Genomic DNA, 23,214 nt, shown 5'->3' with positions numbered 1-23,214 from the left:
TTATATGTTTGAAGACACAATTACCTTTCAGTTACCCACTCACTATTTGCCTAAGATCGCATTAAGGATTGAGTCTCTTTATCAAACCATCCAACAAGCCTGTAAGGAAACCCATCCCGTCATCCATCACTATGCACTGAAAAATGTAATTGAAGTCATCAAGCTTATTGAGAAGCCCGAACTTAAGAGTCGTTTGCTAAAAGAGCTGATGCGTATTGAGCATGCTTCAAATAAGGCAAATACAACTACCATCTCTGATAACCTATATAACCATCTATGTAGTCAAATCCAAATCTTAACGCATGTCGTGGGACGATTTGGAGGCGATATTCATCAAAACTCTTTTCTACAATCAATCAGAGTGTCGCAAGCCACACATAGCTCTGATTGCGAAATGTATTCCCCACAACTTTTGTTGTGGCTAGAATCAAAACCTGAATTAAGGCAAAGGGATTTGGCTAGTTGGTTGAATAGCTTGAGAACATTATATTCTGTGGTTAGTTTATATTTGGCATTACTACGCGATACAGCGAAATTCAATAAAATTGATATGTTGAATGGATTTTATCAACGCCCTTTACCTCCCAAAACGTCCTGTCATCTTATTTTGTTAAGAATTGAGAAGTCATTTGGCATCGTTCCAAGAATGCAATTAGGGCATCATGGTTTGAGTTTAAGATTGTGTGAAATCACCACGATGCGTGAAGTTCGTGAAACCGATGCTAAATTGGATTTGGCGATCTGCCAGTTGTAATTAAAGGTTATTTAGACTCATAAATAAGGAAGGTTATTTTTAAATAATCCTCCTTATTTATTGAGCAATCTAAGCGCATTAAGAAATTAGGTTGAAGCCTTCGCCATAAATTTCATCATCTGATTCAATATCTGGCTCAATTTTAGGTGTAGGTATAGATTTCATTGGCTTTGTCGTAAAGATACTCAATGGCCATGCAATTGATAAGCTATTAGGAATAGTTCTAGGGAAAACCATCATACGAGTTTGATTCTCAAGACGAGTCAAACTCAACATTACAGGTAGATATAAACTTGCACCAGGCAATTTAACTGGGCCAGTTAATAATTTTGTCAGAAGTGTATCTCTTTCTTGAGAATCTAAAGGTATCAATTCATGTTGAGTAGTATGCTCACGTGCATCTTCGGCCTGGTTAGTAAGAAAAACCTGTTGTAAATAACTACTATGACAGTCTGCATAGGAAGGAGCAACAAACTCAACTGTGCCAATTGGATTAGTACCTGTTTTTCTAAACGAAATAGAGGTAATTTGTGGTTTGGAAAACTCAAAACGCAGTTTATCTGTAGCCTTAATGCCCACGATCTCTTCTTTTAATTCTGTGGCAGCAGTTTCAACAACTAAATTACTTCCATTATGGGAATTTAGTCTTTTTTCTTCATCATGAGCTTCTAAAAAACCACCAGGAACTGAATATAATCCAAGAGCGGCTCTTTGTAATAACATCGACATGCCGTTACGAGTTATCAATGGAGCAAGAACACCCGTCTTAAAAAAACGAAGCTGATAAAGAATACTATCCTCAGGGAACCTTTTATTACTAAGCGCTACAATAAAAGAGTAAGGCACTTTTTTGGCCTCTAAATAAAGTGTGTTAGTGCTTTCATTGTAAACCACACCGGTGATAACCATTTGTTTGCCATCGTAAAAATGCGAATTTTTGATTTTTTGTTCTTCAACTACTTTTAATCGAGACTCTTCCTCTTCCTTTGTTAGGTTTACTTCTGGTAAATCACCATAAAAATCAGCAGGCTCTAAAGTCGAAATATTTTTTACAAAAATAACATTTGGAGACTCTGTAAATTCAAAACTTGATTGAGTTGTATTAGTATCAAAGTTAATTGCGGCTTGTTTGGTGTCACTAGGATAAGAACGGGAAAGTTGTTCTTTGCTTGAATGTTGAGTAGATTGCGTATTTTCCCACAACTGAATAAGATCTAACATTCCTCCCCCAAAATCTACTACAAAAAGATGCAATTGTATCATAAGTTAATTTGGCTGAATATTGCCATTATTTTCAACATTCCAAAACCTCTCATTGTTTGCCATCAAGAGCAAGATATCGATAAAAGGTCATTTTTCCAAAGTTGTAGTTAATTGTTAAACCTCCTATTCTCATTTGCTCCATAAAGTTCTTATCTGGCATAATACAGAGCAGTCATTGTTTGAGGTATCCCTTTGTCAACTGTAAGAAGCGGAACGTTTTACGCTACATTATCAGGTCTTTTTTTCGGGCTAATCGGTTATTTTGGTGTTAGTGTGATGAACGCTAATATCTCCGTAAATAATATGCTGTTCTGGCGCTTTTTAGTCTCCAGTCTTTTTATGTGCATTCTTTTACTTCCTCAGCTTAAAAAGATGCAACTGAATGTTGTAGAAGCAATTAAGATTATTTTTTATGGCGCTGCATTCTATGGTACTTGTTCTATTTTGTATTTTGTAGCGACAGAGTATATTGGCTCCGGATTGGCTATGGTCATCTTTTTTACCTATCCCACCATGGTATTGCTCATTAATTTTGCATTCTTTAAACAAAAAATTAGCAAGATTTATTATTTAGCACTCATTGTGATTCTTGTTGGCATGTTATTTTTGGTTAATGGTAGCAAACTACACTTTGATCTTATGGGGGTTGGATTAAGTCTGGTCTCGGCACTTCTCTATGCCTTTTATATTATTGTAAGTAAAAATAATACCACTCCTGCACTTGTATCTACCTTATTCATTTCTATGGGCGCCATGCTTGTTTCCTTGGCTGCCGCTTTGCTCGAGAAAACCTTTCTGCTTCCCTTAGGCACGAATGTTTGGTTCAATATTTGTGGCATTGGCATCATTTGTACAGCTCTGCCGATTGTCTTTCTGCTGGAAGGATTAAAACACATCAGCTCGCTGCAAGCGTCCATTTTATCTGTATTAGAGCCCGTGTTTGTTGTGATTTTCGGTATACTTCTCTTAGGAGAAAAAATTAATCTTATCCAGGCCTTAGGAGTAATTATTCTTCTTGCGGGAGCATTGATGTCCTTATTAAGTCATCGGTTTGAGTAGATTCACTGCAAAGTCTGTACTGCATGCAAAGCTTCATCAATGTGATTCTCATCAAACACCATCACACCATGCTTCCTTAACAAAGCAGCAGTGACGCCTTCTCCCTGCATCAATGTTCGTGTAAATGTGCCGTCATAAATCATATCCGATCCGCAAGATGGACTTTTGGCTTTTAGAATAGCAACACGAATATCATGTTTTTTAGCTAGCTCAAGTGCTTTTTGTGCCCCTTTCAGAAAAGCTTCAGTGACATCCTGATTATTATTCATTTTCACAAAAGCCATCCTATTCAACACCGCAAGGCCTGATCTTTGACCTTGAATTTCGGCCGGCGATCTCGGGGTAGGTAGGCCTCCAGCCACTTCAGGACAAACCGTGATGATTCGTTTCTCATTAGACCATTGCAGCAAAAGCGGATGGTTTTGAAAACAATCACCGCCATCATAACGAACTTTTTGCCCTAAAAGGCAAGCACTCATAAGTATTTTAGGCATTTATATTCAAGCTCTAGAGAAACATCGTGGTTTTATCCGTGCTATCAACCTCGGAGGAAGTACTTTCCTGACTGAATTGAATTTGAGTCTCATCCATTTTAGAAAAATGACTTGCCACTTGATGGTATCCCAAGACAGGTAAAGCAAGCGCCAACATCAAAGATAAACCCACAATCGTTTTGCCCAGCAAAATGGGGGCTGCAACAGCACCTGCCGCCACTCTGAGAGAAGCATGAAGATTCTCATTGACAGCAGCTCGCCATAAATAAGAAGCCATAACAGTAACCAAACTAGCATCTAATAATCCAAAAGCAAACAATCCTCTGTATTCGGAATCAAACTGTTTTCCCATAATGAGATGGTAGGCACTCTCATAACGACATCCTAAGCTTGACGAAGGTGAGAAGAATAAACTCACATGACGATAACGATTTTCACGGATAAATTCCGCTATAGTCTTTACTTTAAAATGGGTGATATCGTTTTTACTCAAAAGCTGAGACTGAATACTCTGCTCGTCTCTACTCATACGAAGCAATGCGATAGGCTTTTCATCGCTACTGGAATCAATTTCCGGAAAAGTATACTCAACCGCCTTGGCGATGAGTCGACCCATAATGGTAGAGCCTCGTTCATTAGGCTCAATTTGCATCGTATGCTTACCCCCTAAGGGATTCATAGATGAAGTTACATCAGCAAAAACAACCTCTTTACCTTTCGTGGCTACATACGTCATCAATTCTCGGTAAAGCTCTTCCATGGTGTCTTGGACTGCAGTAAAGGGATCTTGCCCTTTTCCTTCTGCACGTGCGACATGAGAAAACCCTGTGTATATAACATAAGGGGTGAATTCTGTGATTGAAGGATAATATTGCGATAGCAAGACAATGCGACTGAGTTGAGGGTTTTCCTCAACGAGCTTATCGATTATTTGTTTATACTCTTCTAATAAAGTTGCTTTTACTCGCGTAAACACCTTTTTAATCTCTGGTTTGGCATCTTTTGGTGTTATTCTTAAAAGAAGTTGCAGGTAGCTTAATTGGCTCATTAGCGTGCCTAACAAAGCTTCCCGATAATTATTACCGCCCACACTCAATACAGCGACATCCGGCCTCCATTCTTTAACAGCATCAAGTTGATGAACTATATTATCAGTGTGATCAGTATCTGTAGGTAACACTTTATTTAAATAACAATAGTGCATCAAATCATTTGTGGTAGCTCCGTCAACGGCAAAATTTCCAATCTCGTATGAACAAGATTTAGCATTGTTCGCGAGTGCTACAGCGGTTTGATGAGTTACGGTATGCGTTTTCTTGTCGTAAGGGGTCTTTTTTTGTACCCAATAACCATTGTCTAGGGTAGAGTCTCCAAGTAATGCGACCTTTTTCGTGGGCACCTCAGATGTTTCAACAATGACCTGTTTTAGCCTGCCAGTTGCGCTAGAGTACCGTGCTCCAATAGGTTGTGAAGCGTTTCGAATAAATACCATGATATATACTAACTATTGAATATAAAAAATGTGCATTCTGATTGATATTGTTTATGACGTCAACAATTACTCTTTAGGGGTAAGCCCTCGGTGAAATACACCTGCCACCCAAAAATAAAATTGCAAAATAATATAACTACCAGAGATTATAATTTCCGTTTCTCCCTCTAGCGATGTCCCTAGCTCATTCAGTGCCTCCGCATTTAATAGAAAAGACTCTTACCGAAAAATTTCCACCCAGGCAAGTTATAAGAATTTTGAAGACTACAAAAATTCATATAAACCAAGCTCCCCAACCCCGTTTAAATTGACTCCTAATCCTGGGGATATTTAAGAATTGTTTTCTATTTTAGTAAACCAAGCAGAATCTCAATAGGGTGCTGAGCTTTCAAACCAGTGAGACGTTTTACTTGCGCTCGACATGAATAACCATCAACCAAGGTATTGGAGAAACTGGTATTGTCTTTAAAGTAATTTCTCCATGATAAATCAAACAAACCATGTGACTCTAATTGATGGATCGCCTCATGCCCATAAGACCCAGCCATTCCACAACATCCTGTCTTCTCGAGAGTCAGGGTCAATCCAAAGAATTTAAAAACATCCTTCCATTGCTCTAATGCTTCACTACAATTTGCCTGTTCTGTGCAGTGACTTAGTAATAGATAATCATTAAAACTTTCCTTAGTCTGTATTTGCAGTTCCTTAGCTTCTTCACTAGCGATAACTGCAGATAACCACTCTTGAATCAACAAAATTTTACTATTGTAGCCTTTATGTGAATATTCGGGATACTCATAGCGGTAAGTTAGTACCATGATGGGATCAAGACCTACCATAGTTAACCCATGATCCGATATTTTTTGGAACAGTAGCGCATTTTTGCGTGCATTTTTTGCAAATGATTTGAGCATACCAGTGACATGTAGGGTTTTGCCATTTTCAAGCCAAGGTAATACGTAAATATCAAAACCCATTTTTTTTATAAATAAACACACTTTGCTCACAAGTTCAGCTTCATAAAAACTGGTAACCCCATCCTGCACATAAACTATCGATTTATTCTTAGAAGGTAAATGATTCAAATCCAGCCACGGTATATTTTCCTTTTTTAAGAGTGAATGAAGATTCGGATTACTGAATAATGGTGGATCAACAAGTCCAATGTATTTGCCTAAAAACCACCTCACCCACCTATGGGAGAGAACGTAATTGTTTAATTTTGGAAATAGACTTTGAAGATAACCCACGCGTTCGCTATAGGCAATGAGTAAATCTTTTAATGAGCGAGCATATCTTGTGTGGTAGGCTTGCAAAAATTTTGCTTTAAAAGAAGGTACATCAATATTAACTGGACATTGTGATTTGCATGCCTGACAACCTAAACATCCTTCCAAGGCTGCATATACTTCATGAGAAAAATCATATTGATTATGATGCTTTTTATAAGTATTTATTTGTTTTTCCAGTGGCCATGACCATCCCTGAACCTCTGAGGAGAGGCTTAATTGTCTTAGCCACTCTCTGACTAAACTTGCTCTTCCTTTAGGCGAATGAATTCGATTCCTGGTCATTTTATAAGAAGGACACATGACATCTTGGTAGTTATAATCGAAACACGCCCCATTGCCGTTACAGCTTAAGGGTAAGTGATAAGGATCCAGGAATTGATTATTAATTTGACCGTCTGAAGCAGCACGCGTTTTTTCTGAGCGTATATTTATTAGAGGCTCATCACTATTAAGTGGAATAGCTATTTTTCCAGGATTTAATTGATTATAAGGATCACAGCTGGATTTAATTTTCCTGAGTTCGGTATAAAGTTCATCCCCAAAAAACATCGGTACAAATTCGCTGCGAAATCCTTTGCCGTGCTCACCCCATAGTACACCACCGTATTCCTGGGTTAGTTTTGCAACCTTTTCTATGATTTCGTAATAGATTTGCCTATCTTTTTCTTCCATTAAATTAAATTCAGGCCGAACGTGCAGACAACCCACGTCGATGTGACCATACATCCCATAAGACAAACCATGAGAATCCAGCAACTCCCTAAATTCTTTGACATAGTTTGCCAAGTGAACAGGCGGAACAATGGTGTCTTCAACTCCAGATATCGGTTTTCTTGCACCTTTTACTTTTCCTAACAAACCAACACTGCGTTTTCTCAGTTCCCAAAGATTGGCGATATCTTCATTGTTAGTTACAAAATGAAAGTCATACCCTGTTAACGTTTGCTTAAAAGATTTTTCATATTGAGACAATGCCTTTTCTTCATGCGCAACAAATTCTATCAAGTTTATGGCGTTTATCTTGTTATCATGTCTAGAGGTTAGGAAAGACTGTACGTAATAATAAATAATATCGGTTTTAGCCAAATTCAAAATGGTTCCATCCATTGTTTCAATCGCTTCTGGCTCAAACTCAACTAAATGTTTTGCATGATCAAGAGCATCACTAAAAGAAGAATAAAGAACGACAAACAAACATCTATATTTTGGTATTGCCGTTAATTTTAATTTGATTTTGCTGACATAGGCTAAAGTGCCTTCAGAGCCGGTTAAAGCATAATTAGCATTGAACCGCTTTCCATCGTCTGAATAAATTCGGGTTAAATTATATCCCGTTATAAACCGGTGCAATTGAGGCAATTGTTTATTAATGGTCTTTTGATGCTCCTGGATAGTCTGCTCCAATTGCGCATAAAATTGACCTACAAAACCGGGCAACCTTTTCATCTTTTCCACTAAAATGACATCAATCTCTTCACTCGTATGGATTTGTCCGTCTAGATAAACTGCTGTAATTGCCAACACATGTTGACTGGTTTTGCCATATAATTTTGACCCCTTGCCACTAGCATCCGTATTTACCATGCCACCAATTGTTGCACGATTGCTTGGAGACAACGTAGGAGCAAAGAACCTGTCATATGGCTTTAAGTATTCATTTAACTGATCCAGGACCACCCCAGGCTCAACCAAAACCCACCCCTCATCAAGATTCACTTCAAGAATATGATTCATATGGCGAGAGCAATCTATAACGATGCCAGCATGCAATGATTGGCCATTAGTCCCAGTACCTCCTCCTCTTGGAGCAAAAGACAAATCACGGAACTGCTCAGTAATAGCCAATTTAAAAATCAGAGAAATATCCATTTCAGTTCTAGGGAAAATGATTGCTTCAGGGAGAACTTGATATACACTATTATCCGTTGCTAAAACAACACGACTACTTAAAGCTTCATCAATTTCTCCCTGAAAATCGGATAGTTTTTCAAGTTCTTGTAAAAAGGTTCTAACTTTGTTGGATACTGCTGTAGAAGAGGTAAGACGTGGGATCATGAGCTTGTCTCAGCTTTGTTAGTCCATTAATTGTCTTTATTGTAGTAGACAATCAGATTGCCAACACATCCTAAGCTTCAATCGCAGGTTTTTGTAGTACAATGACACACTGATTTTGACAGGTAACGATCTTGAACGAGGGGTGGCGCGGAAGGAGGGCTCCTACCTGTCTAGGCGGGCCACCGTACTAGTTGGCAAAACGATAAGCGAAGCCTAATTTTGCTTAAGCAATTCAATAATCTTAAGGTTTGCTTCTGGGAACTCATAGCTAGATAAGTCATCAATATTTGCCCAACATAAATCCATTTGTGACTCAAGACAGGCGGCAATTCCGTTGTACTCTTTGGTGCTAAAAACAAGTAGATGGACCGTTTTAGTGCCATAAGAGTGCGTAATTTCACCTAAAAAGGAATACGTCAGAATATTGAGTCCTACCTCTTCCTCTACTTCTCTCAGGAGTGCTTCCGCAGGGCTTTCGTTAAGCTCAAGTTTTCCGCCAGGGAATTCCCACATGCCCCCATGAGAAACATGCAGGGGCCTGCGAGTGATTAAGACTTTGTCTTCTGCATTAAAGATAACAGCAACGGCTACCCTCAAGCTAAACTTCCATGACATACTTTATATTTTTTGCCTGAACCGCAAGGACAAGGCTCATTGCGGCCAATTTTTTTCTCAACACGCCTAAACGTTGTATCACCAGTTTGTTGGGTGTCAGTGACCGAATCATCTTGATGAAGGAATTGCATTTTTTGCGCTTGCTCTGCACGGCGTTGCTCCTCTGCCGCATTCACGTCCGCCTCGGTTTGTACTTCAACCGAAGACAGCAAGCGGATAATGTCATACTTCAAATTATCCAGCATCATTGAAAACAACGTAAATGCTTCACGCTTATATTCTTGTTTTGGATCCTTCTGGGCGTAACCACGTAAATGAATACCCTGCCGCAAATGATCCATGGCGGCTAAATGTTCACGCCAATGATTGTCTAACGTTTGCAAAATTACAGATTTTTCGAAATTGGCAAGAATTTCTCTGCCAGTTAATTTTTCTTTTTCTTTATACCGATCGCTACAAAGAGCATAAATCCTGTCCCTAATCTGCTCTGGCTGTAAACTGTGATCGCTTTCAATCCATTCATTAATGTCGGCTTTAATTTTGAAATCTTCGAGTAAAGCTTGTGACAGTCCTTGCAGATCCCATTGATCTTCTAAGCTTTGTGGGGGAATAAAATTATCTACCAAGCTATAAATGACATCTTGACGCATCGCTTCCACGGTCTCTTGTGGATCCTTAATTGCCATGAGACCAGCACGTTGTGTATAGATAACCTTTCGTTGTTCATTAGCCACATTATCATAATCCAGCAACTGTTTCCGAACATCAAAATGATGCCCTTCAAGCTTACGCTGAGCATTCTCAATTGCTCTGGTCACCAGGTTATGTTCTATAGGCTCGCCCGGCTTCATCCCCAATCGACGCATCATTGATGCTACACGTTCTGAGGCAAAAATTCGCATGAGGTTATCGTCTAATGATAAATAAAATCGACTACTACCTGGATCCCCTTGACGGCCAGCGCGACCTCGCAGCTGATTATCAATGCGACGAGACTCATGACGCTCTGAACCAATGATCCGCAAGCCACCTGCTGCGATGACTTCTTCATGGCGCTTCTGCCAGTCTGATTTAATCGCTTGGCGTTCAATATCAGTTGCCTCTTCTGATAACGATGCGAGCTCTGCGGCTAGACTACCTCCCAACACGATATCTGTTCCTCGTCCTGCCATATTGGTTGCAATGGTCACAACACCGGGTCTACCTGCTTCAGCCACAATTTGTGCTTCTTTTTCATGAAATTTGGCGTTTAAAACCTGGTGTTTAACGCCGGCTTTTTTTAGTAACTGACTAAGTAATTCAGAAGCTTCAATAGATGCAGTTCCCACTAGGACAGGCTGCTTGCGCTTCACACAATCTTTGACATCTTCAATGACTGCTTCATATTTATCCTTTTGTGTCAGATAAACCAAATCCGGTTGATCATGACGAATCATCGGTTTGTTTGTAGGAATAACGACAACTTCGAGATTATAAATTTGTTGAAATTCATAGGCTTCCGTATCTGCAGTTCCAGTCATCCCGGATAGCTTATTGTAGAGTCTGAAATAATTCTGAAAAGTAATGGATGCCAATGTTTGGTTTTCATTTTGTATAGCAACATGTTCTTTTGCTTCAATGGCTTGATGTAACCCTTCTGACCAACGCCGACCAGACATGGTACGGCCAGTATGCTCATCCACAATAACAACTTGATTGTCTTTAACAATATAATCAACATCACGATGAAACATTGCATGCGCACGCAAAGCTGCATTCACATGATGCATCAAAATGATATTACCTGCATGATAAAGACTCTCACCTGGATCAAGTAAGTTCTTTTCAATCAGTAAATCCTCGATAAACTGATGACCTGTTTCTGTTAAATGAGCCTGCTTTTGCTTTTCATCAACAGTGTAGTGTCCACCATCCCCCTCTTCCTGTTGTTTTTTCAATTGTGGGATTAACTCATTTACTTTTCTATAAAGCTCGGAACTGCCCTCAGCTGCTCCTGAAATAATTAATGGGGTGCGGGCTTCATCGATGAGAATTGAATCCACTTCATCGACGATGGCAAAGTTCAACTCACCCTGAACCTTATCTCCTAGACTAAAAGCCATATTGTCGCGCAAATAGTCAAAACCAAACTCATTATTAGTTCCATAAACAATGTCAGATCGGTAGGCAGCTTGCTTTTCCGCATGTGGCATATCGGGATAAATCACCCCAACCGTCAAGCCTAAAAATTCATAAATAGGTTTCATCCATTGGCTATCGCGCTTTGCTAAGTAATCGTTAACAGTGACAATATGAACACCACGGTCAGTTAAAGCGTTTAGATAGGCAGGAAGTGTTGCGACCAATGTTTTACCTTCCCCTGTACGCATCTCTGCAATATTGCCCTCGTGAAGAACCATTCCACCCATTAATTGGACATCAAAATGCCTTAATCCTAATGTACGAACCGCAACTTCGCGTACCGCAGCAAATGCCTCGGCTAAGAGCTCATCCAATGTTTCACCGTCAGCGAGACGGGATTTAAAATGAGCTGTCTTAGCAGCCAATTCTTCATCAGACAGTGCTTGCATTTGCGGCTCAAATGCATTTATAGCTTGCACTGTTTTTTCCATGCGTCGCAAAGTACGTTCATTGCGGCTACCAAACATTTTTTTCATCAGGGTATTTAGCATAGCCTTGATAATCCTCTAGACAATTCGAGCTTTTAAAACCGCTTAATTTACTAAAAAATTGTTAAAAATGCCATGTAAAGCTATGGAAATAGCTTTTCAGCGGGCAATTTTAAAAACATTTTGATTGTATAATTTGTAAGTTGGACCTTGGCCCAACAACTTTAGAGCATCATATCACTTAAGTGGGGCCAAGGCCCCAACCTACTTTTCTATTGATCCGCTATACAATAATAGTGATAAATTAAGCCATAGTAACATTCTATATTATAGGTTCTGTTGTACACCTTTTCATCGATTAAAATCACAACCCCACTGTCACTTCACGTAATTCCGCAAGTTGCCGAGTTTGTTGAACTCTCAAAAGGCTCTCTTTCCAGCGTTTTGATCCCGGTAAGCCATGGGCAAAATTAAACAACGGTTTGAGTAGGATACTCAATGCTACTCCCTCAGAAAATTTTTCCTCAACATAATTTAGATATTTTTCTAAAATATCATAGCGACTAGGAAGAGCAAGGTTTGGATAATAGTAATGGTGTATAGCCGCTAACGCATAAGGATTTTGGCAAGCAAGTCTTCCAAGCATAGCACCATCTACATGTGAAAGGTGCTCCTTAATTTCCTCAAGACTATTAATATTGCCATTGATTACAATAGGTATATTGGGCAATTCTTGTTTAATTTGGTAAACAAACTGATAATGCAAAGGTGGAATGGTACGATTTTGTTTGGGGCTTAAACCATGAAGCCAAGCTTTTCGTGCATGCACAATCAATTTATCACAACCGGCACTCACTAATTTATGGGCAAATGATGCAAAGAACTCATAATTGTCACAATGATCTATTCCGATTCTCGTTTTTGCTGTCACAGGAATAGCAACAGTATTTTTCATAGCATTGATACACTCCGCTACTCGCTCAGGTTCCGCCATTAAGCAAGCCCCAAAACGCCCAGCTTGCACTTTGTCGCTGGGACAACCTAAATTTAAATTAACTTCGTTAAATCCTCGTTCCTGAGCCATCTTTGCGCATTCAATCAACTTTTCTCTATCAGCGCCACCCAATTGCAGCGCTAAGGGGTGCTCTGATGCATCAAAAAAAAGGGTCCGTGGATTGCTAATGACCGCCCCAATGGTCTGCATATCCGTATAAAGCAGCGCGCGAGGCGCAATCAAGCGCATAAATACGCGGAAATGTGTGTACGTCCAATCAATCATTGGCGCAATAGATATGGGCGAAATTAGTGCTGAAGATAACAACGAAAATACCTGATATTCTGGTCAGTTGACCTTAAATTATACAAATTAATTATACAACTGCAAAGCTTCAATCACCAATTGCAATCGGGTTCGGCCTTGATAAGTATTGATATCCAACTTATAAGCTGCATGAATCTGCTTCGCACGATAATTTGGCCAAAGGTTCACATCAATATTAAAGGCAATGGCATCAAATAGGCCACCCTCTGGATGAGCCAACGTTAATTTCAAGTGGTGTTGCCCCACCAAACGTTGGTCAATCACCTCAAAAATGTTATCGAAACAAGGCTCAGGAAATTGTTGACCCCAAGGACCTGCTTCTTGTAAAACCATCGCCGTTTCAATGTTCAAATCAGCAGCGCCCAAAGGACCATCCGTCCAAAGTTCCCCATGACATTGGGATATATCAATGTGTTTCTCTACTTCAGCAATAAAAGCCTGCTGAAAATCACTAAAGTTTGCAGGGGAGATGCTTAAGCCAGCGGCCATGGCATGCCCTCCAAATTTTGTGATTAAACCAGGATTATCTTTGTCGACAGCTGCAAGAGCATCACGGACATTTAATCCCTGTACTGAACGCGCGGAGCCTTTTAACTCAGTCTCACTTACTTTGGCAAACGCTATCACAGGCCTGTGATAGCGCTCTTTCAGACGACCCGCAAGGATCCCAATGACACCCTGATGCCAAGAGGCATCAACCAGACACAAAGCAACAGGTAACTGATGAGAGTGTTCCATTTTTTTTGTTAATTTCTCGACAGCTACCATCGCTTGCTCTTTCATCTCAGCCTCAATCACTCGTCGCTCTTGATTTAGTTCATCCAAATGAGAGGCTAACATCTGTGCTTTTTCCAAGTTGTCACTAAGAAGACATTCGATCCCTAATGACATATCATCTAATCTTCCCGCGGCATTCAACCTTGGAGCTACAGCAAAACCTAAATCACTTTCACGTAGTCGAGAACAGACGCGACCAGATATCTCAATTAACGCTTGGATTCCGGGACGACACTGACCCTGACGAATACGAGCCAGACCTTGATTAACCATAATACGGTTATTTTGATCTAAGGGAACAACATCAGCAACGGTACCAAGAGCAACTAGATCGAGGAACTGAGCCATATTGGGCTCAGTTAATCCTTGCGATGCAAACCAATTTGTTGTAATGAGCTTTCGCCTTAAAGCAAGCATGACATAAAAAATCACCCCTACCCCAGCGATGGATTTACTGGGAAAAAGATCACCCGCTTGATTAGGATTAACGATCGCACACGCTTTAGGTAAAGTGTCTCCTGGTAAATGATGATCAGTAATTAGTACATCGATACCGTGAGCGTTTGCTGCCTCAACGCCTTCAATGCTGGCGATACCATTATCAACGGTGATGATTAAATGAGGTTGCCACTTTTTTGCTATATCAATAATGGCAGGAGTTAAACCATAACCAAAATCAAAACGATTAGGCACCAGAAACTCAACCTGTGAAGCCCCCATGATACGTAATGCCGAAATGGCAAGTGCTGTTGAAGTGGCACCATCCGCATCAAAATCACCAACAATCAAGATCTTCTCTTGCGCACGTAGCGCTTCTTCTAAACGAGAAGCTGCTTTTTCGATATCAATCAATGATTGAAAAGGCAACAGGGCCTTAAGACTTCTGTCTAGCTCGACTTCATGATGAATACCACGGGACGCATAAATTCGTTGAAGGAAAGCAGGATAACTCGACAAAGAGGGAAGTACAGGTGGAACTTCTCGTTGTTTAATCCGCATATTATTATTTTCTCCATAGTCTCGACCACCACCTACGGGGTTGCTGGGAGTAACCCAAGTTATTCCAATACCAATTAACTTTATTCTTTTGCACTGTTTGCTGTAGAGCAGATAGGTCAATGTGATTGGGATATTTAATCAAAATTAGGTTATCTTTTTCCAATATTGAAAATGAAGATATCCTTTCGAATTGACCCAGTTCTCCAGCAAGATTAAGAAATACTTCATCGTCAGTAAGGATTGTTTGTTGAGTTTTAGGATAGAACTCCCCTTCCCCCCATAGCCAAAGCCCATTAATGGTTGGCTTGTTTTCGCGTTCCATGTTGAGAGGACATGAACTTAAATACATTTGGAGTTCAGTGAGCAGTCGTTGCCAAAATAGGGTTTTATCAAGAGCATTTAGGGTAGGCATTATCGATTGGTGAAGAATTGAGTAAACGGATTTACTTGTAATTCCTGGTTTACCATCTAGCTTTAGAAGCCAAGTACAAGCATCATGATAAAAGCACTCAATGTCACTCGCTTTTAAAAATTCAGCTACCCTTGCAAACCATAAATGGGACTCTTCCTTATCCAAATGAAGATCGGCATCTGCGGCCACAATCATTGCATCATTATGAGTTGCCTCCCAATGAACAGGGGAAGCAATTAACCATTGACCATCCAATTGGTGAAACAGGCGTAATACATCTGCTAAAGGTGGATTGGTTGCCTCACAACCCAAGCAAGTCAAAGCGTTGGGATAATACCCTCCATGACTCGCGAGTTGCTTACTGCCGGCGGGGGCTTGTGTTTCTCCATTGACTACGATTTGCATTTAAACAGCCTGCAAATAACCGTCTCGTTTAAATAGTGCCTTTAAATTACGTAGCGCTTGGCGTGTGCGTTGGTGATTCTCAATTAAACCAAACCGTACGTAGTTATCACCTTGTTGACCAAAACCGATACCTGGTGATACAGCTACACATGCTTCTTTTAAAAGATACTTAGAAAACTCAAGGGATCCTAAATGTCGGTAAGATGCAGGAATTGGGGCCCAAACAAACATCGTTGCCTTAGGTTTTTCAACATACCAACCCATATCTTGTAAACCATCACATAAAATATTGCGTCGCTGCTCATATAAGTTTCTAATTTCATGGATGCAATCATCAGGACCCTCAAGTGCAGCAATTGCTGCTACTTGAATAGGAGTGAATGTCCCATAATCCAGATAGGATTTAATGCGCGTAAGAGCTGCCACCAACTCTTCATTGCCACAAGCAAATCCCACTCGCCAACCAGGCATGTTATAAGATTTAGACATGGAGTACGTCTCAACTGCGACATCAATCGCACCAGGAACTTGTAGGATAGAGGGGGCCCTATAACCATCAAAAACGATATCAGCATAGGCTAAATCGTGAATAATCCATATTCCGTGGCGATGAGCCAGAGCGACGACACGCTCAAAAAAATCGTATTCAACACAATGAGTGCTGGGATTTGCGGGGAAGTTAATCACCAAAGCTTTTGGTCTTGGCCAAGTTTGTTCTATAGCTACCTCAACAGCCTCTAAGAATTGATTTTCATCAATCAAGGGAATCTGTTTAACATTCGCACCAGCAATAATAAAACCATAGGTGTGTATAGGATAAGCAGGATCGGGAACAAGAACGGTGTCACCAGGACCACTAATTGCCAATGCCAGATGGGCAAGTCCTTCCTTTGAGCCAATGGTCGTTAGAACTTGTGTTTCACTATCCAAGGTAACATCATAATTTTTCTTGTACCAAGTCGCCATGGCACGGCGCAGACGAGGAATTCCTTTCGACATGGAGTAACGATGAGTATCTGGACGTTGGACCGTTTCTATTAATTTATCAACGATGTGCTGCGGCGTTGGCTGATCAGGGTTCCCCATGCCAAAGTCAATAATGTCCTCGCCTCGCGCCCGCGCCTCAGATTTTAATTGATTTAGAGTATTAAACACATAAGGTGGCAAGCGCTTGATGCGGGGAAATTGACTCATGTTTTTCGCCTCTATGGTATACTAAACAAATAGTATAAATTATCACTCAATTAAACACCATGCATATCAACCTGGAAGCAAACGACAAATATAGCATCCAAGCTTATAGTGAACGAGAAATTCAGATTGATTCAGTCGCTTACCAAAGTAGCTTAATTATTAGCAGTCAGGAGATCATCAAAGATTGGCCCATTCGCGCTGTCAATGAGCTCGATGAAGAATCCGTATGGCCTCTTTTGCGATACCAACCAAAGATTATCATTATCGGTCATGAAAAGCAGGGCCATTTCCCTTCTTCTTTAATAATACAAACGTTAGCCAAGCGTGGAGTTGGGCTGGAGTCAATGTCCATTGGTGCAGCTTGTCGCACATTCAATGTGTTACTTAATGAACAACGCGAAGTGGTATTGGGAATAATTTTGTAGTTATTTTTTGCTTCAACCGCGGCTACAGTGAATCCCAGGGGGAATTATGCGGTTGCTAGATTGCTTTCAAGCCCATACTCTTTAGGCAAACGCTTTAAGACAATAAGTAACGAAACCAGAGCACAAAAGATAACATAATAAGCGATCATCATTGTATTAAAACGGTTAATCAACCAGGTGTTAATTGCCGGGGAAAAACCACCAACAAGTGCCATACAGATATTGTAGGCAATTGAGATCCCAGTATAACGTCCTTTGCCTGAAAACATTTCAGCCATGACAACGGGAGTAACAGCTTGTTCGGCACTATAAAAAATAATTAATGGCACCAGGACCCACCACGCTGGAATATGCTGTAACAACCAAAAGCTTGGCAGCGCAAAAATTAAATAACCGACAATAGAGAATAGTAAAACATTTTTGCGACCAACCTTATCAGAAATATAAGCAAACAAAGGTACAAACAGCAACGTAAACACAATAAATAGAGTCTGTATTTGATAGGCTTGATTAAGTGGTATATGCAGAAACTCATGCAGATAAGTAGAAAGATACCCCATTAACGTATAACTTCCACACGCACTAATGAAAAGTAATAATATGATGTGAATGACACGATGAAGCTGATGGGTGAGCACGTACTTTATTGGAAGATATCTTTCTTTAATATTTTCTTGCAGTTGTAGGAAAATATCAGACTCTGAGAGATCACGTCTTAACCACAATCCTATAATTCCCAAGAAACCACCAGAGATAAAAAGAATCCGCCAACCATAAGCAGATAAGAGATCATTACCGAACAGGTTGCTAAAAATTGTACAAGCCACAATAGCCGTCAAAACGCCTATATTGGATCCATTATTCGTCATGCTACTAACGAATGCGCGATGTTTAGCATCTGCCGACTCGGATAGATAAATCATGGAGCCTGCGAATTCACCGCCAATGCAGAATCCCTGAAGTAACCGGCAAATAATCAGCAAAACAGGAGCCAACAGCCCAGCCTGTTGATAGGTGGGTAAGAAACCGGTTAACACTGAAGAAATTGACATCAACAGGATAGTAAATTTAAGTGTTTTTGCACGACCGAACTGATCACCTAAATGTCCTAAAACAATAGAGCCTAGAGGACGTACAACAAATCCTGCAGCAAATACCAACAAGGTTGCTAATAAACTGGCGATTTTATTTGCATTTGGAAAAAACAAGCTGGCAATAACAGGGGATAAATAGGCAAATAGGCTAAATTCATACCATTCAAGGGCATTACCGATAATACAAGCTGTGATGTTGCGATACTTGTGCACTACACTTACTCGGGCCTTCCAAAAACGGCATTAAGTATACTTTCTACAATGAAACTGCAAAGGCGACATCACTACTTAATGTAGCCCGCATTAGCATAGCGTAATGCGGGAGCCATCCTGGATTACGACTTCGTCTAATCCAGGCTACTTATCTTGAAGTTAGTGCTTATTGCTTTTTCAATACACCATTAAATACGACTGCACGCTCACCTGACTCCAAATAAATTACGTGGATTTCTCCGTTCGCTTGTGGTTTTACCTTGAGAAAAGAGTGTTCTGTTGTTTCAACTAAAAAATAGGTATTACTCTTTTCATCATAAGTACCTATAAACTTTTCGTTTGCAGCACCGTGGTGCTCTTTCCCAACAGAATATTTTTTCCCTTCCTCAGCCTTCCAACTGGCAACACCGGTTACATAATTATTTTTCATTTCAGTAAATTTAAGTTGATAATCAACAGTTTCATGCTTGCCTTCCCAATTGATTAGGTCTGATTTTCCTGACCATGTGCCTATAATGGATGGCGTGGCTGCTATTGTTAATGAACTGAATGCACAGGATAAGAGTAATGCTATTGCAGTCTTCATAGTAAGTTCCTTTATGTATGTATGCGGATTCCTAAATCAAAATGGCCGTTGCTTGCGACATTTTGGTTACCAATAAAGCTCAAAGCACATTTTGCTATAACACCAATGCACTACTGAGAACTTCATTGTATATTGGGATACTCCATTCAGAAAGAGCAAAGGTTATGCAAGGAGCTAGCGCTCATCAAAAAATTGCGTATTTACTCCTCCACAAACGATTACGAGTATGGATTGTGCGTCTTTTAGCACAGAATGATTCTGGTACACCAAAGAAAGAGGAGCGCCAGCAGATAACTCCACCAAAATTCGCTTGTCTTTAGCGAAGGCTCTCGCCCCTGCTTCAGCATTTTCGTCACTTACCACGATATTTTTTATTGGGTGTTCGGCTGTCCATTGGAATAACCGTTCCGCGATTTGCTTCGCACCTAAGCTGGTTGCTTTAGAAGTAATTGTTTTTAAGACAACACGCTGTTTGGCCAGCACAGATTGGTGAAAAGCATCTGCACCTATTGTTTCAACCGCAATTAAGGGGACAGCCTCCCAATGCACTTGGTGCATGCCTTGCAATACACCACAAGCAAGCCCCCCACCGCCAACCGCTACGATGACAAGATCGGGATGCAAACCGGTGGCGCTCACTTCAGAGATCATCGATGCATGTCCCGACCATATGATTGGATGATCAAATGGAGGAATATAAGCCGCTTTATGTTCATTAACAAAAGAAAGAGCGGCTTGATGAGCATCATCCCACACAGCTCCTTCCACTATGACTTGTGCACCGTAGGATTGAATTTCATTGACATAAATTTGATGGCTACTTGTGGGAATAAAAACCGTCGTGGGTATTCCTAGTTTCATCCCAGCATAAGCCACAGCGATGCCTGCGTTACCACCAGAAGACGCAACAAAATGTGTATAACCTTGTTGCGTGTAATGTTGACATAATTTACCAATCCCCCGAATTTTGAATGAGCCTGTAGGCTGTAAAGCCTCCACCTTGAAATAAACATCTTTGCCCATCTTGTTCTTAAGATACTGCGAATAAATTAAGGGTGTTTGATGATGAAGCACTTGCGTGACCATGTGTTCTCCAAATTAGAGATTCATGAGGATTAAGTGTTTTAATTTTATATAATATACTAATAAATAGCAAGCTATGTTTTGTGTGCAATAGGATAAATGTATTATGGCCTGCTCTCATACTTTCGGTTAAGATGGATGGCTCAAACTTCAGGATCACTGTTTTTGGAGATAATGAATGAAACGGATTTTAATGGTCTTCTTTTTTCTTTTTTCAACCACATCGATGGCAACCGTCTTTAGCCCTGCCGAAGTAGAGATTTTAAAGCAAAACTTTCTCGCCAATATCACCGATGTGGGAGCTGTGATTGCTTCTCCTTCGCGATATTATCCTGATTATTATTACGATTGGGTACGTGATTCTGCTATCGCTATGAATCTTATCGAAACATGGTACGAAAAAGACAGATCCCCTGAAGATAAAGCTAGACTGTTTAATTATGTTTATTGGGTGGAAAAAACTCAGCAGCAAATCGATACCATTCCAGGACAAGATATTTTAGGTGAGCCGAAATTTTATCTGGATGGACGTGTATATGATGGAGCTTGGGGACGTCCCCAAAATGATGGACCTGCTCTTAGAGCACTAACCTTAACCCGTTTTGCAAACTCACTTCTCAAAACAAACGAAGCCGGCTATGTCCGCAAGCATCTCTACGGTGGTGGTTTAGATTCAAAAACGATGGGAGCGATTAAACGCGATCTCGAATACGTTGCTCATCATTGGCAAGATAGAAATTACGATTTGTGGGAAGAGGTTTATGGAGATCACTTTTTTACTGCCATGGTCCAAAGAAAAGCGTTGATTGAAGGAGCAAAATTAGCTCGAGGCTTAGGTGAGCCATCTGCCGCCATTTATTATGAAAGCCAAGCCGAGTTAATCAACGATCGTCTGCAACAGCATGTTGATAAAACCAATGCAATCATTCAGGCGACCTTGCCCCCTCATCCGGGCCCGCAAAAAACCTTGGAATTGGATTCTGCCGTGATGCTAGCGATATTATTAGCCCGCACGGAAGATACCCCTTTTAGCCCTCAAAATAAATATATACAAAATACTGCCGCTGCTTTAAAACAACAATTCAAAATGCTCTATCCCATTAATGACAAGCATCATCAAGCCTTGCTGTTTGGACGTTATCCTGGTGATACTTATGATGGTTATCGTAACGATAGTATAGGCAACCCTTGGTTTATTTTAACAGCGACCATGGCCGAATATTATTACACCTTGGCAGCAATGCTCCCACACTCTCTCGCTTATCAAAATGCGATCAGAAGTTATGTGGAGGAAGGAGATAGCTACTTAAAACTGATAAAACTTTATGCCCCAAACCTAAATATGAGCGAGCAAATCAATCTTAATACGGGCATCCAGCAAGGAGCCATTTCATTGACATGGAGTTATGTCGCTGTACTGCGAGCTATTGGAGCACGAGAAAAAGTGACAGTACATTAGTTCACTCCGATTAACTTAAGCGATCTCGAATTACCGGCTTGATCTAGACAGAGATGATGGACCCCGCGGTCAATGCCGCGGGGATTCGAAAAGGCAGTAGCCTCCATTAAAAAAGATAGAATATCAGGCAGCTTGCGTTGCCTGCTTTCTTATAAGGCTTCTTTATAAACCAAACTTGATTCTGGCACGTGCGTCCTGCTATCTTGCTGCCGACCAAGATAGCGTAATGGCTTTCCTTTCATTAAATAGTCTTCGATCGCTTCAAGGCTAATGTTTTTGGTTTCCGGCATGTAGTAATAGGTGTAAAACAGGCCTAGCAAACAGATGAAACCATAGAGAGCAAACGTCAATTCAATCCCAAATTCATGGTGTAAAATGGGGAAACTAAACACAGTAAGGGTATTAAAACCCCAGTTACTAATTGAAGACATCCCCATCCCCATGCCCCGAACATGTAAGGGAAAAATTTCTGACATTGCGATATGAGGAACAGGCCCGATGCTAATTGCGAAAGAAAAAATATAAGCTGTAAGGCATATGACAGATAGATAAGCCAGTAAGGCTGCATGATAGAAAGAAAAAATACTTAAAGCAGCTAAACTTATTGATGCCCCTGTGAAGCCGATTAACAGTAGCTTTCGTCTTCCGGCCTTATCAATATAAATTATTGCTGCGATGGTAACGAGGAGATTAACTACACCAATGCCCATAGTGGCTAGCATTTGTCCCACCGCATTGGTAAACCCTAAATTTTTAAAAATTTCTGGTGCAAAGTAAATAATGATATTAATTCCGCTGAGTTGTTGTAAGCAAAAAAGCATCATCCCCAATACTAAAACAGGTAATAAAGGCATCCTAAATAACAAGCGCCAATTATGGTCTTTGGGCTCATTTGCCAAGGTCGTTTGAATATCTCTAAGTTCTTCATTTGTGGATTGATTTTTACGCAATCGCTTTAAGGCTTGAGCTGCAGCATCTTCCTTCCCCACACTAACTAACCAGCGCGGCGATTCTGGCAAAAAGAAGATACCTAGAATGAGAATGAATGCCGGAACAGCGCTTGAGGCAAACATAGTACGCCATGCATGATGTTCGATGAGCAAACAATTGGCTGAGTAAGCGCAAACAATCCCAACAGTAATGGCCAGTTGATAAATAGCGACCATAGCCCCCCTAAGCTGCATAGGAGCCGTTTCTGCAAGATAGAGCGGTGTAGTAACAGCCGCAGTACCAATAGCAACCCCTAAAACTAAACGAGCCAAGATCAGTATCCATTCCTCCTCTGCCGAGGCTGTTCCTAGAGCTCCCACAAGGAAAAGAAGACCTGCCCAAAACAAAATAGACCGCCTGCCAAAGCGCTTAACAAAACGTGATGCCAACAACGCGCCGATAAACATGGAGCCAATTAAAGCGCCGAACGGTAGCGCAGAAGCGATGATTCCTACGTCGGTATGGGTGAGACCAAAATAATTTCTTATGAGACCTAAAGAACCTGCAATTATCCCTTCATCATAACCAAATAAGAAACCCGTTACTGATCCAATGATTGCTACTAACCAAGCCATGTTTTGTCCTTAAAATATGTAAATCCTAGCTTTTCCCACAGAAGCTAC

General features: G+C 40.6%; 18 protein-coding genes. 4 read left to right on the top strand and 14 right to left on the bottom strand.

Annotated elements, in window-relative coordinates:
• Positions 1-4 precede the first annotated feature (4 nt).
• A complete protein-coding gene (zapD, locus tag CKV79_RS06980) occupies positions 5-754 on the top strand; it encodes a cell division protein ZapD (RefSeq protein WP_028373360.1) in 750 nt (249 codons plus the stop codon).
• A gap of 78 nt (positions 755-832) precedes the next feature.
• Here the strand turns inward: zapD and CKV79_RS06975 are convergent, their stop codons facing one another.
• Positions 833-1,975 carry a hypothetical protein gene (locus CKV79_RS06975; RefSeq protein ID WP_058387144.1) on the bottom strand — a complete coding sequence of 381 codons (1,143 nt, stop codon included), beginning with the start codon at positions 1,973-1,975 and terminating at the stop codon, positions 833-835.
• A gap of 234 nt (positions 1,976-2,209) precedes the next feature.
• Here CKV79_RS06975 and CKV79_RS06970 point away from each other — a divergent pair, with 234 nt between their 5' ends.
• Positions 2,210-3,076 (top strand): DMT family transporter, encoded by an 867-nt coding sequence (locus CKV79_RS06970; RefSeq protein ID WP_035915571.1) that lies wholly within the window; start codon positions 2,210-2,212, stop codon positions 3,074-3,076.
• 2 nt (positions 3,077-3,078) lie between these two features.
• Here the strand turns inward: CKV79_RS06970 and CKV79_RS06965 are convergent, their stop codons facing one another.
• The 9 genes from CKV79_RS06965 to alaC all read right to left on the bottom strand — a co-directional run bounded on the left by CKV79_RS06965 (position 3,079) and on the right by alaC (position 16,741).
• The gene (locus CKV79_RS06965) at positions 3,079-3,570 is read right to left on the bottom strand and encodes a DUF523 domain-containing protein (RefSeq protein WP_028373362.1); all 492 of its coding nucleotides are present in this window, start codon (positions 3,568-3,570) and stop codon (positions 3,079-3,081) included.
• A gap of 13 nt (positions 3,571-3,583) precedes the next feature.
• The gene (locus CKV79_RS06960; protein WP_065236351.1) at positions 3,584-5,062 is read right to left on the bottom strand and encodes an SGNH/GDSL hydrolase family protein; all 1,479 of its coding nucleotides are present in this window, start codon (positions 5,060-5,062) and stop codon (positions 3,584-3,586) included.
• 344 nt (positions 5,063-5,406) lie between these two features.
• The gene (locus CKV79_RS06955; RefSeq protein WP_028373363.1) at positions 5,407-8,409 is read right to left on the bottom strand and encodes an FAD-binding and (Fe-S)-binding domain-containing protein; all 3,003 of its coding nucleotides are present in this window, start codon (positions 8,407-8,409) and stop codon (positions 5,407-5,409) included.
• A 213-nt stretch (positions 8,410-8,622) separates the two neighbouring features.
• Complete coding sequence (gene mutT / locus CKV79_RS06950) at positions 8,623-9,024, bottom strand: 8-oxo-dGTP diphosphatase MutT (protein WP_035915574.1); 402 nt, start codon at positions 9,022-9,024, stop codon at positions 8,623-8,625.
• On the bottom strand, positions 9,003-11,696 hold the full coding sequence (secA, locus tag CKV79_RS06945) for a preprotein translocase subunit SecA (protein WP_028373365.1): 2,694 nt from the start codon (positions 11,694-11,696) through the stop codon (positions 9,003-9,005). The genes mutT and secA overlap by 22 nt, the downstream gene beginning before the upstream one ends.
• A gap of 301 nt (positions 11,697-11,997) precedes the next feature.
• Positions 11,998-12,912, bottom strand: coding sequence for a tRNA dihydrouridine(20/20a) synthase DusA (dusA, locus tag CKV79_RS06940; RefSeq protein ID WP_081778078.1), 915 nt, complete (start codon positions 12,910-12,912; stop codon positions 11,998-12,000).
• Positions 12,913-12,999: 87 nt separating this feature from the next.
• Entirely contained in the window at positions 13,000-14,730 is a 1,731-nt protein-coding gene (recJ, locus tag CKV79_RS06935; RefSeq protein WP_028373367.1) for a single-stranded-DNA-specific exonuclease RecJ, read from the bottom strand.
• Between the two features lie 4 nt (positions 14,731-14,734).
• Positions 14,735-15,547 (bottom strand): hypothetical protein, encoded by an 813-nt coding sequence (locus CKV79_RS06930; protein WP_028373368.1) that lies wholly within the window; start codon positions 15,545-15,547, stop codon positions 14,735-14,737.
• Complete coding sequence (gene alaC / locus CKV79_RS06925; protein ID WP_028373369.1) at positions 15,548-16,741, bottom strand: alanine transaminase; 1,194 nt, start codon at positions 16,739-16,741, stop codon at positions 15,548-15,550.
• A 59-nt stretch (positions 16,742-16,800) separates the two neighbouring features.
• On the opposite strand from alaC, the gene CKV79_RS06920 reads away from it, so the two are divergent.
• Entirely contained in the window at positions 16,801-17,166 is a 366-nt protein-coding gene (locus CKV79_RS06920) for an Mth938-like domain-containing protein (RefSeq protein WP_028373370.1), read from the top strand.
• Positions 17,167-17,210: 44 nt separating this feature from the next.
• Here CKV79_RS06920 and CKV79_RS06915 read toward each other — a convergent pair whose 3' ends face one another.
• The 3 genes from CKV79_RS06915 to CKV79_RS06905 all read right to left on the bottom strand — a co-directional run bounded on the left by CKV79_RS06915 (position 17,211) and on the right by CKV79_RS06905 (position 20,145).
• A complete protein-coding gene (locus CKV79_RS06915) occupies positions 17,211-18,473 on the bottom strand; it encodes an MFS transporter (protein WP_028373371.1) in 1,263 nt (420 codons plus the stop codon).
• A gap of 166 nt (positions 18,474-18,639) precedes the next feature.
• A complete protein-coding gene (locus CKV79_RS06910; protein WP_028373372.1) occupies positions 18,640-19,059 on the bottom strand; it encodes a hypothetical protein in 420 nt (139 codons plus the stop codon).
• A 174-nt stretch (positions 19,060-19,233) separates the two neighbouring features.
• Positions 19,234-20,145, bottom strand: coding sequence for a pyridoxal-phosphate dependent enzyme (locus CKV79_RS06905; RefSeq protein ID WP_028373373.1), 912 nt, complete (start codon positions 20,143-20,145; stop codon positions 19,234-19,236).
• A gap of 175 nt (positions 20,146-20,320) precedes the next feature.
• Between CKV79_RS06905 and CKV79_RS06900 the strand changes: the two genes are divergently transcribed.
• The gene (locus tag CKV79_RS06900; protein ID WP_231950057.1) at positions 20,321-21,601 is read left to right on the top strand and encodes a glycoside hydrolase family 15 protein; all 1,281 of its coding nucleotides are present in this window, start codon (positions 20,321-20,323) and stop codon (positions 21,599-21,601) included.
• Between the two features lie 149 nt (positions 21,602-21,750).
• Here CKV79_RS06900 and CKV79_RS06895 read toward each other — a convergent pair whose 3' ends face one another.
• Entirely contained in the window at positions 21,751-23,166 is a 1,416-nt protein-coding gene (locus tag CKV79_RS06895; RefSeq protein ID WP_028373375.1) for a sugar porter family MFS transporter, read from the bottom strand.
• Between the last annotated feature and the right edge of the window lie 48 nt (positions 23,167-23,214).

This window comes from Legionella lansingensis (assembly GCF_900187355.1).
Taxonomy (GTDB): Bacteria; Pseudomonadota; Gammaproteobacteria; order Legionellales; family Legionellaceae; genus Tatlockia; species Tatlockia lansingensis.
This window is presented reverse-complemented; position numbering and strand designations above follow the sequence as displayed.

Bases quoted from the DNA above. Each gene is read 5' to 3' on its own strand.
- zapD (WP_028373360.1), top strand. From the start codon at position 5: ATGTTTGAAGACACAATTACCTTTCAGTTACCCACTCACTATTTGCCT.
- CKV79_RS06975 (WP_058387144.1), bottom strand. From the start codon at position 1,975: ATGTTAGATCTTATTCAGTTGTGGGAAAATACGCAATCTACTCAACAT.
- CKV79_RS06965 (WP_028373362.1), bottom strand. From the start codon at position 3,570: ATGCCTAAAATACTTATGAGTGCTTGCCTTTTAGGGCAAAAAGTTCGT.
- CKV79_RS06960 (WP_065236351.1), bottom strand. From the start codon at position 5,062: ATGGTATTTATTCGAAACGCTTCACAACCTATTGGAGCACGGTACTCT.
- CKV79_RS06955 (WP_028373363.1), bottom strand. From the start codon at position 8,409: ATGATCCCACGTCTTACCTCTTCTACAGCAGTATCCAACAAAGTTAGA.
- mutT (WP_035915574.1), bottom strand. From the start codon at position 9,024: ATGTCATGGAAGTTTAGCTTGAGGGTAGCCGTTGCTGTTATCTTTAAT.
- secA (WP_028373365.1), bottom strand. From the start codon at position 11,696: ATGCTAAATACCCTGATGAAAAAAATGTTTGGTAGCCGCAATGAACGT.
- dusA (WP_081778078.1), bottom strand. From the start codon at position 12,912: ATGATTGATTGGACGTACACACATTTCCGCGTATTTATGCGCTTGATT.
- recJ (WP_028373367.1), bottom strand. From the start codon at position 14,730: ATGCGGATTAAACAACGAGAAGTTCCACCTGTACTTCCCTCTTTGTCG.
- CKV79_RS06930 (WP_028373368.1), bottom strand. From the start codon at position 15,547: ATGCAAATCGTAGTCAATGGAGAAACACAAGCCCCCGCCGGCAGTAAG.
- alaC (WP_028373369.1), bottom strand. From the start codon at position 16,741: ATGAGTCAATTTCCCCGCATCAAGCGCTTGCCACCTTATGTGTTTAAT.
- CKV79_RS06920 (WP_028373370.1), top strand. From the start codon at position 16,801: ATGCATATCAACCTGGAAGCAAACGACAAATATAGCATCCAAGCTTAT.
- CKV79_RS06910 (WP_028373372.1), bottom strand. From the start codon at position 19,059: ATGAAGACTGCAATAGCATTACTCTTATCCTGTGCATTCAGTTCATTA.
- CKV79_RS06905 (WP_028373373.1), bottom strand. From the start codon at position 20,145: ATGGTCACGCAAGTGCTTCATCATCAAACACCCTTAATTTATTCGCAG.
- CKV79_RS06900 (WP_231950057.1), top strand. From the start codon at position 20,321: ATGAAACGGATTTTAATGGTCTTCTTTTTTCTTTTTTCAACCACATCG.
- CKV79_RS06895 (WP_028373375.1), bottom strand. From the start codon at position 23,166: ATGGCTTGGTTAGTAGCAATCATTGGATCAGTAACGGGTTTCTTATTT.